Source organism: Pedobacter sp. MR22-3 (assembly GCF_026240075.1).
Classification (GTDB): domain Bacteria; phylum Bacteroidota; class Bacteroidia; order Sphingobacteriales; family Sphingobacteriaceae; genus Pedobacter.
Map to the genome: position 1 here is coordinate 289,935 of NZ_JAPIVF010000007.1, position 11,658 is coordinate 301,592.

7 protein-coding genes are annotated in these 11,658 nt (G+C 37.9%); 5 read left to right on the forward strand and 2 right to left on the reverse strand.

Going from position 1 to position 11,658, the window contains the following annotated elements:
* The first annotated feature begins 55 nt into the window (after positions 1-55).
* The 3 genes from OQ267_RS19225 to OQ267_RS19235 all read left to right on the forward strand — a co-directional run bounded on the left by OQ267_RS19225 (position 56) and on the right by OQ267_RS19235 (position 4,069).
* Positions 56-1,738, forward strand: a complete 1,683-nt coding sequence (locus OQ267_RS19225; protein ID WP_265837571.1) for a hypothetical protein — start codon at positions 56-58, stop codon at positions 1,736-1,738.
* A gap of 417 nt (positions 1,739-2,155) precedes the next feature.
* Positions 2,156-3,451 (forward strand): site-specific integrase, encoded by a 1,296-nt coding sequence (locus OQ267_RS19230; protein WP_265837572.1) that lies wholly within the window; start codon positions 2,156-2,158, stop codon positions 3,449-3,451.
* Positions 3,452-3,937: 486 nt separating this feature from the next.
* Positions 3,938-4,069 (forward strand): hypothetical protein, encoded by a 132-nt coding sequence (locus OQ267_RS19235; RefSeq protein WP_265837574.1) that lies wholly within the window; start codon positions 3,938-3,940, stop codon positions 4,067-4,069.
* A 178-nt stretch (positions 4,070-4,247) separates the two neighbouring features.
* On the opposite strand, the gene OQ267_RS19240 is transcribed toward OQ267_RS19235, so the two are convergent.
* Positions 4,248-6,206: a DUF4365 domain-containing protein gene (locus OQ267_RS19240; protein WP_265837575.1), complete on the reverse strand. Its 1,959-nt coding sequence runs from the start codon at positions 6,204-6,206 to the stop codon at positions 4,248-4,250.
* Positions 6,207-6,323: 117 nt separating this feature from the next.
* Complete coding sequence (locus OQ267_RS19245) at positions 6,324-9,317, reverse strand: TrlF family AAA-like ATPase (RefSeq protein ID WP_265837577.1); 2,994 nt, start codon at positions 9,315-9,317, stop codon at positions 6,324-6,326.
* Between the two features lie 509 nt (positions 9,318-9,826).
* Here OQ267_RS19245 and OQ267_RS19250 point away from each other — a divergent pair.
* Positions 9,827-10,759 (forward strand): hypothetical protein, encoded by a 933-nt coding sequence (locus tag OQ267_RS19250; protein WP_265837579.1) that lies wholly within the window; start codon positions 9,827-9,829, stop codon positions 10,757-10,759.
* Between the two features lie 33 nt (positions 10,760-10,792).
* On the forward strand, positions 10,793-11,542 hold the full coding sequence (locus OQ267_RS19255; RefSeq protein ID WP_265837580.1) for a DUF4365 domain-containing protein: 750 nt from the start codon (positions 10,793-10,795) through the stop codon (positions 11,540-11,542).
* Positions 11,543-11,658 lie beyond the last annotated feature (116 nt).

Below are 11,658 nucleotides of genomic sequence, written 5' to 3' on the forward strand. Positions count from 1 at the left end.
ATTAGTCAACTTCAATAAATAGTATTTTACACTAAATTAACACTGTCTTTGATTTATGAAACACGTAGAAATTTCCCATCGATACTTACTTTCTTATGGAATACTATATGAGGCAGAATTAGATTTGCAAAAAAATCTCAAATCTCTACCTCGTAGAGCTGCACTTGAATTAATCAGCTTTGCCCTACATAGTCATAATATGAGAAAAAGATCTGATACTAGATTTCAATCAAATCAGCTTTTTTCGTGGATGATGCAAATGGAAAATAGTGAGAAGTTATTAATTACTGAATTTGCACAAAATGAAAATGTATTGATTGGAGATCCTTCCTTTCAATTTCTAGATAGAAAAGCATGTCTTCACCTCATTCAGCACATTTTGGTTTACAGTGAAGATGACGATAGTGAATTAAAAGCCAAGGATCATTCCATACTATTTAAGTGCCTACTCTATTTCAATACAATTGTAAACGCTGAGCAAGAAAGTGTCTTCAACTGGGATGGCTCAGGAAGCTCTCAGCAATTCGAGGACTACATTTTGCCAATCCAGTTTAAGAACATTGATTTGAACACAATTAGAGATTATAAAGTACAATTTCTAAAGGTCTATTATTTTTTTAAATTTTGCGAACAGGATGAAAAATACTCTGCATACTTAGCAAACTTCCTGGATTCGATGAAGATTGATACTTACGCAAGCTACCTATGGCGTGTTTTGGATCAAATGTTTCTATTGACGTTAAATGACGAAATAAGTACAAAAGTACAGATAGAAGGGGATGAGAATTACATGAGGTTTTTCAATAATTTGGCGATCAATAGAAACATACAAGAGGTTCATCCAGACCTTCTCTCAATTCGGCAATTCCCTTTATTTAAACTTGGAGATAATCAATTTCTCTATTTAGACTACCGTCTTTTTATCGACAAATTTTATCAGAGTTTTCTTTTTGACTTCGCAACTCAGGCAAAAATTAATATTGGCAGTTTAAAACAGCATATGGGTGAACATTTCTCTGAAACTGTTCTTTTTTATAAGATCATTGACAATTGTTTTAATAGATATGGTCAAACTAGACTCAATGGTAGAAAACTAAAGGAAATTCTAAAGCAATCTGAACCTGATTATTATATCCGGGAAGGCTCAAAGGTATTTATTTTCGAATTTAAAGACCTATTGATCAATTGGGAAGTTAAACACTCTAATGATTTAACAAAAATAAAAGCTGCACTTATCGACAAACTTGAAAAGGCAAATTCAGGACAAAGCAAAGGAATAACCCAATTAACTAACAATATCATCAATTTTAAAAAAGGGGTCTATAAAGATCTCAATATCGATGAAATTGATCCTACAAAAGCTACAATATACCCGATTTTAGTACATACTGATCTGACATTGGAGGCCTATGGAGTTAACCGCTTCATTAATCAACGTTTCAAGAATATTCTAAGCACTGCAGAAATACCAATTTATCAGGTCAAAAAAGTTATCCTTATAAATATTGATACACTAATCCAGCTGCAAGATTATTTTACAAGCGGAACACTCAAACTCGCCACATGCATTAATGCTTATATCGATTATACGTCTCAAAATAATGCAATTTCTGACAACTTCCCTTTTGACGAGTTTATAAAATATTATCTGGGAAAAAAAATTGGAAAAAGACCTGTCCCTCCAAAAGATTTCAACCATATCATCTCTGAGTTTGAACGAAATGCCAGAGTGCATTGAGACCAGATTTAATATCATTAATTTATAAAGAATTGACTTGTATTATTAAAGATAATAGAGTATATTTATATATAGCATTTGCAGCTATTCTCTATTAAATAAAAGGTGCGTTATTCGGGGAGTTCGAATTTCAAAACCACTCTAAAATATTGTAAACGCTGATTTTTGCACTAGGTGCAAATCCCAGCGGGATCACGAAAGGCGCAAGAAATTGCGCCTTTTCTATTTAAAAGACTTTTTAAACTACGATTCGCAAAAAATAATAGCTCATTTCTAATCATAATAATCCACTACAATTGGTGCCCATTCCGGTGCCCAAATGTAATCGGTAAATTTGGGCACCAGTTATCAAGAATGGCTTGAATAACATTTGAAGTACAATCTGAAAAACAACATGTTTTACCAAAAGATTGAGAAATGAAAAGTAACCAAACCCTAAAAATCCTGTTCTGGCACCGCAAATCAAAAGCAGATTTAAAAGGCCATGCCCCCATTATTTGTAGAATTTCTATTGATGGCAAAGACACTGAGTTTTCTACTGGGCAAAAAGTACATATTAACAATTGGGACATCGAACTTAAAAAGGTCATCAGATCACAAAACGCCAAGAAAATAAATGCTGAACTCAATCGAATCAGCAGTGTTTTGGAAGTCAACTTTACAGTTCTAAAAACCAAGTATGAATTCATCAGTCCATCAATGCTGAAAAATTCATACAGAAATGTTCCGATTGAAAGCAAAGGAAAAATCAAATCGCATAATCCGAACAATATTCCTTCATTATTGGAATTAGTCGATTTCCATATCAAGGAGTTTGAAAGGCTAGTTGAAAAGGCTTTGAGGTCAAAAGAGACCCTAAAACAATGGAAGGCCACTAAGAAGAAGATCGCAGAATTCCTAAAAGAGAAATTAAAGATAGATGATATTGATTTATCAGCTATAGAATATTCCTTTGCTCAAAAATTTTATAATTACCTTATTCTAGAGAGATCTCCATTATTAAAAGATGCTGCTGCAATGAAGCAGATTAAAAACCTAAAGCAGATATTGAATATAGCTGAGGCAAATCAATGGTTATTAAAAAATCCTATTGAAAAATTCAAGTGTGGTTCGGAAGATCCAGAAATAATACCTCTTGAAATCTCTGATGTTGAAAAGATATGGCGTAAGAAACTTACAATTAATCGTCTAATAAAGGTCAGAGACGCATTCATTTTCCAATGCTTCACAGGTTTTGCCTATCAGGATATCTATAACCTCAGCAAAGACCATATCATATATGTGGGATCAGATAAAGAAAAATGGCTGGTAAAAGAGCGTGGGAAAACAAAGGTAACAGAAATGGTTCCCGTGTTACCGATTGTCGATGAGTTGATCCTAAAATACGAAAATGCGGCATATTGCAAGATATATAACCGTTTAGTACCCATTAACAGTAATTTTAGGTACAATTCTTATCTGAAGGAACTTTCCGATTTATGTGGTATCGGAAGGCCGTTGAACAGCCACCTTGCACGTCATACTTTTGCAGATATGATGCTGAATGTACTTCAATTTCCCTTGGAAGACGTGAGCAAAATGCTAGGTCATAAAAATATCCGAACGACCCAGAGATATGCAAGGATCAAGAAAAGTCGGATTGGAAAAAAGATGAATGAAGCAAAAAGCATAATGTTTGATGATAGAGGTAAACTTAAGCGTTTCTCACATTAAAAGTTAAAGTTATGGTATGATCTTTTGGTACCCCTTATGAGGAATACTTTGAACACTTAAATCGCTTTCTATTACTCATAGAGCCTATAATTGAAGATTTGGAGAGAAAAAAGTTCATATAATTTCTCAACAAACTATAGTCCTGTCAAAGTACCTCATGCCTTGATAGGACTATTTTAGAACAAAAAAGTTGTAAGTGTCAAAGTAAATAACTCTAGGTTTTTCTATTATTTAACCTAGACTGTCAATACTAATCTTTTCACAACTTTATAATGAAATTTCAAAATTAAGTCTGTTTTGTCCACTCATTAATAGCATATACAATAAATTTAGGATGCATCCACTTCCACATAAAGCAAAATACCTAGAAAGCCCTACTCTTGAGAACTTGGGTTAATGTTGATAACTTACTGATAACTAATAATTAAAATCAAAGAAACCTTCGGTATCTTTAATCAGTATTTAACTAGAAAAGGAGAAATAATTATGGGAATTAAACCAGGTCCGAAAAGAATTGCCGAGTCAACAGGAAAACCTGACAGGCGTCAACGCGATAATAAGGAAACGCCAGGTAACACGCCAACTTTAAAACCTCACGAGCACAAAAAAGGCAAATAGTAATCTTATATCTAATCACTCTAATCGGCAACTGAAAATATCTAGAAAAAATGATTGTCATAGCCAATCTGCTATAACAATTTTTTATTGTAACTTTCGTACATCCATATTTTGAAGAACGTGCAAATGCTATTAGGTTCGTTCTACTTTATACGTAATGAAAAATAGCATCTCCTTCCTATATCCCAAAAGATTGTAATAGAGCATTAATATCTGTCGTAGGAAGTGACTGTATTCCTGTTTTGATATCATTTATATAAAAGGGATGTGAAAATGTATAGGCTAAGCTGCGGTCAATGGGTCTCATGATACGTAACTCAAATCTATCATCTTTAATTTTTTGGTAAAAGTTCCTGAAAGCGGACATTTCATTGATGATATTTTGCAACTCTGCGTTGGGATAATATTTGGATTCTAATATATACTTCGCATAAGTCCTAATCTGAACATCACTCATTCCTACCATCGAACCAACACCGGCAAATCCGTGGTGTTTTCCTGACCGTTTCATATCGATGAGCTTTTGCATTTGTGAAACAAACGTAGGGAGTTCGAGCTCATTCTCCAATTTCTGCATTGTAATACTGATGTTATCCCAATTAAACCGATCCTCAAACCCATACCATTTTCTGGAAACCAAAATTAATTCATAGGCAAGACACTGAATGACGTAGGCTTGTCTTAGAAATTGTCTTGAATCAAGCATACTTGCAGTTGCCAATGCAATGTCTATCCTTTCGTCAAGCTCCAATCTTGTCTTTTCCCTTGAAATTCCCTTCTCACCAAAAACGAGCACATCCATCTGAAAGTTGAGCCAAAATTTTAAATTAGAAACAGTCACCATTGCCAGCAGCACAAATTCGTTATTCTCAAACCCATAACGCCCCACCTCTGCATATCCGACTTTCAGCCAATGATGAAGTGTATAGTCTTTATCTAAATAATGTTGGCGCTGACTTTCTTCCATTTCAATCCGCAATTGATCAAAAACAACCTTTCTATTCATGCCTTCGGTACGCTCATGGCTAACAATCACTGCTAGGTTATCAAGATTAGTCGCCTTGAGATAGTTGCGTTGCCTTTCATCCTTAACCTCAGCAATCATACGCTCCAATTCCTCAAACTCAGCAATCAGTTCGGCGGTCATCCGTTCGAAGCCCTGTATTTTACCTAACTCAAAATACAGAATGTTCAGTCTTAGCGATAGCTCCTCGGAAACACTTGCACCGGGAAGTAACAATTTTGCACCCGCCACAAAGGTCTTCCTATCTATCTCACCAGAGCCTAGCTTGTTCTTCAGCGATGTGAAAGTAATAGAGCGCTGTTCACTTTCGCTCAACACATATTTTTTAAGAAGCCTTTCAACATAGTACATGGAGTCCGCTAGCTTCCCTACTCCGCTGTAAGCCAGTGCAGCAACCATTAAAACCTCCTTGTCTGAGACAATCTGACTTATTGGTAACGCTTCCAGTAGCTCATAGACCCGCCAAAGATCACGCTGTGCTAATAACATTGCTCCTTTTTTCCTGAGCTCAGTTACCGCATCCTCAATACTCCCAAGCCCCGCACCTTTAATCTGGCCAACACCTAAGTTCGGCAATCCGTAATTTGCACCATGTGCACTAACCATTTCCCCACGATTCTTGAAACGTTGAATGAACTTGCTATGGATTTCAGCTACTGCAAAATTGTCAATCACATTTTCTGTCGGGATACGCACACTTAGGCTATCGTTACTGTTCCAGCTACTAGCTTCTCTTTCCTCTAAAAATCTAAGGTATAGGGCATCGACGTAATCAAAAAACAGACTTCCAGAACCCAAATCGTAAATGACCAGCAGCCCGTAGACCGGTTCATTTCTTAAGAGATAGTTCAACGTTGAGGCTTTGATTGAAAAAGAAAGGTATCTTCCATCCAGAATGACCTTTGTTTTTTTTATACTCTTCAACTGGATATCGAATGACCAATTGGTAGCTCCTTTTGCAATAAGCTCCACTTTATAGTCAACACCAAAATCTTGGGTCTGTTCGCGCGCAATAAATCCAGCATGTTTGCTAAAATAGGAGAGCAGTCGGTTTTTGGACAGATCTTCATTTCTTGAAGCTCTATCAACCTGCGGAAGATCGTTAATTCCCATTGATCAACTTAAGTTTAAGCTAATATAGTAAATCGATCGTAATAAGAAACTTTATTGATCCGTACCTTCTACACATAGGATTGTTTTTGGCAACCCTATGTGTAGGTTATAATAGATTTAGTTAAAGGCAACGCGCAATCGTTTTGCCCGTTCTTTAAACGCAGCCTCGCCACCTTCCAAAATCTCACAAACTTGAGTTCTGATATCGTAGTTTTCCAGTCCGCCACTATGGTAGGTAATCGCAGGAAGTTTGCCTGGGTCATGTTGTCCGGCATTGGCAATAATGACCTGATCGGCATCGGTATTTACAACAAGGTTGGCATTATGGGTAACGATGATGATCTGCCTCCTGTTTTTTGCATTTTTGAACAGTGGTACCAGTTCGTCAAAAATCGATTTTGGATCCAGATTTTCTTCGGGTTGATCGATGATAAGCGGGCGTTCGTCCTCCTGGTCAATGGCTAGATACAGCAGGAGCAGAACAATACCTCGTGTTCCGGGGGAAAGTTGTTGAATGTCTACATTATCATAAATTACTCCATAGGAGATAGTTATGTGCTCAGTGCTATATAACCAGCTTGCAATTTGGTTGGCCCATTTGGAGTATTCTGCAAGGTCTTTCTTGTCGGCCTGTGCATGTTCGAGGATGTCGTTCTCATGTTTGTCGCGGAATAAGGCCAGTGCATCACTGATCTGCTGGTCTGTGCCGTTTTCCCAGGCATTTTTGAGTTCGTTTTTTACAGCATCATATAATGCGCCTTTGCCTTTAAATGGCCCTGCTTTTCTAAGGTCTAAAAGGTCCTCTCCCTGCTGTGCCCAAGCTTCGATATCCGCACGGCGCCGAACTACAAAGGAAAGTTTGCCAAGGCTGCCAGATTGGGATTTGAGATTTGACATCAATGGCTGATACAAGTGTTTCAGTTCTTTCTCCTCAGCCAGGATAGCTTTAAAAACATTTTTGTAGGCGAGTTTTCTGTCGCCGATCAGCCCCATTAATCTTGTTGTCGCGGATTTGGCATCAGTGAGTTCTGTGTTCAGTTTTCCAAGTTCGGTTTCGCTTTTTTGTATCTTTTCGGATATTCTCGTATACTGTTTGGCATTTTCTGCATCTATCCCAGTAAGTTTTTTAAGACGCTCAACTTCCAGCACAAGAATTTCGTAGGTATGGTCTTCTGGCTGAATACCCGTGGTTAGGTAGCTATCCTCGGGTTTTCTGGTTATGTCGGCTGCTGGTTTGGTACCTTTGATTTTTGAAATTTCCAAAGTCGCCTGTGCAATATGATCTGAGAGTATCTTATCTACATCACCTTTGAAATCAACGCCAAAGGCCAGCCAATCAGATGCGCTTAAACCTGTGTCAGGATGGCTTGAGGGCAATTTTGTGGTGAAGGTTGGAAAAGTGTTCGTTCTCGATGATGTTACTGTCTGTTTTAATCCATTTAAAGATCGGAGCCTAGTCTGGTTTTTTTCGAGTTTGACAGTTACTTTGTCTAGTGCTGTGGTGATCCTTGACAGGTTCTTTAACCTGCTATCTTTATCTTTGCTCAACAGTGTGTCCCTTGATTTTTTATCGCCAGCAATCTCAGTGGTAAGGTCCTGAACTTTCTTTTCCAGTGCAGGAATACTTCTTTTTTTTTCCAGTTCAATTGTAATCTGCTGAGAAGAATTTAAAATCATTTCTTCTTGGTCGGTCCGTTCCGCACGGTAGGTGAAAGCTTTTTGCGAGAGTAGTTCTTGAAAATCAGATACACCCAGACGATCTTCTTTGGGATGGGCATGAAAAATCACCTTTTCAATTTCCAGAATGAGCCGGTCCGTCATTCCTTCGGAAGAGCAAAGTAGGTCTACAAACTTTTGTGAAAGATACTGCACACGTGGGTAGTCCATAGTGTCTTCCATATGCGTGTTTCTTACCGCTTGTGTCGTTTTTGCTCCTTCCTGCCATTTTAGAGTGACTTCGGTATCCTGAAGGTGTTCGGAAGCCCTTTGGATAAAGGAGGTGTCATTTTGTTGCTCTGAAATGGCATAACCTCCAGTGGCAATCAGATCTGCCAGTGCTGTTTTGCCCGACCCTCTGGCACCGATGATAGCAATCAATCCTGAGTTCAATGGGATTTGGTTTGGTGTAAGCCAGTCCGCGTTGCTGATCTCAATTTCATCGATAATGTAAGGTGCCAGTCGATTGTCGGGAGGCGTTGGCCCTATATGTGCCCTGTCTTCCGGCTCAATGCAGGCTTGTACCAGCGCCTCGAAATTCAGATCTCCCTTGATCCAAGTGTACTTATCATTCAAAGGTCTTCCCACCGTTGTTTCGGTATGAGCATCCGAGCCATGAATACAGAGTTTGCAAGCTCGGTAGGTGGTGATGATCTGCTGTTTTGATTGAACACCTTTACCTAGCCAAAATTCACGGTCTTTATCGTTGCTGGTAAAAATAATATGCGAAGCGCGTTCGATGGCTTGTCTGGTATTTGCGAATGAAGCGTCGTCTTTCAGCCCGCTGGTTCCGTCTTTTCCACTGGCAATGGCAATCAATAGGTTTTTTTGAGCCCAGGTACTTTCTTTGATTGCCAGAACAAGTTGGTCAAACTCGACTTTGAATTGGTTTGTACCTGTTTCTAATGCCTTATTGTCGGCGATGATGTCTTTGTCGTGATCTTTTCCCAGTTTAATCAGATCTGCCTCATGGCAACTGTACCTTTCAATCCCATTGGAATAGGTTAGTTTTTGTAGAAAGCGCTTGATTTCGCTAACATGGTTAGGATCTTCTGGTGAAAAGATTAGATGACCGTTGATGGCCTTGTCGGTTGTAGTGGATATTTTAAACCTTAACTCGATATTTGGGAAAAGGAGTTCTACATTAGCCAGACGTCCCTGACTTTTAGCTTCCAACAGCTTTTCGTAGGAAGCCAAACTATAGTAATCTGTAACGCCAAGTGCCCTGATCGGCGGGTCAGATTGTTCGATTAGATCGCAATAATCGCCAATATCCTTGCTTTTAAACTGGTTGTTCAATACCGTATTGGGAGTATGGATATGTGGTTCCCACCTGTGCCAGAGTGATCCTTTAGTACTTTTTAGCTTATTTGAGAGTTGCTGTTGTTTTTTCATGACAGGTGTATTTGACATTAGTCCACATAATTAAACCATTAATTCGATTGTAAATTACGGTTTTCCATTTTGCAACGCAAATAATGCGGAGTTATGGGGATTTCCAAGCGTGGCCGCTAAAAAAGTTGACTTCCCATATTATAGGTTCCAATTATGTTGAGAAATAGAAATTTAGAAGTGATTTAGTAACAACAAAATTTATAGCGATCACAGAATGCCATCTGGTAGAGAAAACATCGTACTATGTTCGGATCATAATAATTGCTTCCGAAGCTATTTACTCGTAAAAAAATCTTCTTTAAGATTCGACCAAAATCGCAAAACCAACTGATGATCCTTCAGAATAATTCGGGATAGACATCCGGTAATGAAAAGCTTGCAGCTATTATTCGAAAAAAAAACTATCTAGACCAAGCATTACTTTTAATGGAGATGTTAGTGGAATTCATGAGCAAGATATTTATCATTTTATAATAGATTTTATAAATTAGCTCTCTATTAACGCAAAGATGTATAAACTAATTAAACTATTAATCGACTGGAAAGATTTCCAGTCGGAAATCCTCTCTGCAATCGAGATTGGTGTTAAGCTTGCAAACCAGCAGATCACGACCGAAGCCGAATTGGAACTTGTAGAGACAAATTACTTGGAATGGAGCACAAAGACTAAAGAGTTTCTTAAGGGCAGTTTTGAAGGAGAGTTCAATAGGTATCAGATCGAGTTTCATAATGCGGCGGCAGGTGATTATAGTTTTAGTGGACAGAATAATTTGCGTGGACAGTTTGAGAAAATGACAGGCAAACTGGGTTCACAACTATCCTATCTCCGCCAAATGTTGAAAGTGCTCAGCGTATGTGACGTCATTATCGCACCTAATGAAATCAGCCTGGAGGAACGCATCAGTTATACAACTAACCAAAAGCTCAACTTTATCTTAAACCTACTTTATGATCTTTACGACGACAGTTATTACTCGATTGAGGAACTGTTTGTTGGAAATGGCATTCCAATGAAAAGATATGATCAGGCAAGGGAAATCATCAATGTATTAAAAGATCATGGCTATGTAGAAGTATTAGGCGGAATCGGTGCCGACCTTATGGCACAAATCACAGCGACTGGTGCTTTGGCCATCGAACAAACAAGGACTTCCATTCCGCAAGATTATGAAACTATGCGTTACACACCAGAACAACTCAACGCCAAGATCGACCAGCTCATCGAGATACTTAATCGTCAAGGGGTGGGACAAGAAGTGCTGTTCGATGAAATGCAGGACATGAAACAACTCTATACAAAGCTAAATAAAAAAGACTTTGGACAAATTGTAAAAGGAAAACTTATCGACCTTGTCATAGGAAAAATGGTGGAAAACGATACCATATCATATGTGTATGAATCATTAACCCATCACAAGCTACAATTACCTTCACTTTTTTAGACCAGACATCAATTGAGATATACAAAAACAAATATGATCGGTGATGCTGGTGAACATCTGCTTGCTGCGCAGATTATACACTATTACGGCTTTCCTTGCAGGCTCACCAATATAGATATTGGCATCGATATGGAAATTGAGCTAGTTGACCAAAACTATAAATCTACTGGCGAAATTATCAAAGCTCAAGTAAAAACCAAAACCGCGGAAGAGTTTGAAGTGACTGTCAAATCTGGCCACATCAAGTACTGGAACTCATTCAATCTACCAGCGGTCATTTTTTTAGTCCATCTCGAGCAGGGAAACATATACTGGCATGCTTTGGACAAATCGGAGAATTATAATTTATCAAAGCGGAATGTTAAAATAGCTTTTGATCCAAAGAACAAAGTCGGTCGCAAAAACAAAAATGAATTCATTAGGATTGTCCATCATAAGAACGAAAGGCTATTATTCTCGTTATATGAATGGGTGGACGAAACTTTAAGGAATGACGAATTGATTTTAGAAGACGAGGGCACAGACTTGACGATTTTTGAACAATTAGTATATAAATACTATAAAGTTTGCTTTTTAATTAATGAGGCTGACAAACTTATCGAGTCAACACCAGCACTTGCTTGGGTAAAGAAGAAATATTCTTCCAAGTTGATTAACTTTGGCTATTATTCCCACAATATTAAAGAGCGCATTGAGGAATGCAAAATTGATCACGGACCTGAAATATTCGATCAATTGAATGAGACAAATAATAACTGGAGCATAAACGATCCTTTAAACTGACTAAAAACTTTACTTAATTTTTCCATAAACTATTAAAGCAATAATTACCCGCAAGAGCTGACCGAGAATTTTGGACACAGCAATTGTGAAGCACAAAAAAACAAAAAATCTTTATA

Bases quoted from the DNA above. Each gene is read 5' to 3' on its own strand.
- OQ267_RS19250 (WP_265837579.1), top strand. From the start codon at position 9,827: ATGTATAAACTAATTAAACTATTAATCGACTGGAAAGATTTCCAGTCG.
- OQ267_RS19225 (WP_265837571.1), top strand. From the start codon at position 56: ATGAAACACGTAGAAATTTCCCATCGATACTTACTTTCTTATGGAATA.
- OQ267_RS19255 (WP_265837580.1), top strand. From the start codon at position 10,793: ATGATCGGTGATGCTGGTGAACATCTGCTTGCTGCGCAGATTATACAC.
- OQ267_RS19230 (WP_265837572.1), top strand. From the start codon at position 2,156: ATGAAAAGTAACCAAACCCTAAAAATCCTGTTCTGGCACCGCAAATCA.
- OQ267_RS19235 (WP_265837574.1), top strand. From the start codon at position 3,938: ATGGGAATTAAACCAGGTCCGAAAAGAATTGCCGAGTCAACAGGAAAA.
- OQ267_RS19245 (WP_265837577.1), bottom strand. From the start codon at position 9,317: ATGAAAAAACAACAGCAACTCTCAAATAAGCTAAAAAGTACTAAAGGA.
- OQ267_RS19240 (WP_265837575.1), bottom strand. From the start codon at position 6,206: ATGGGAATTAACGATCTTCCGCAGGTTGATAGAGCTTCAAGAAATGAA.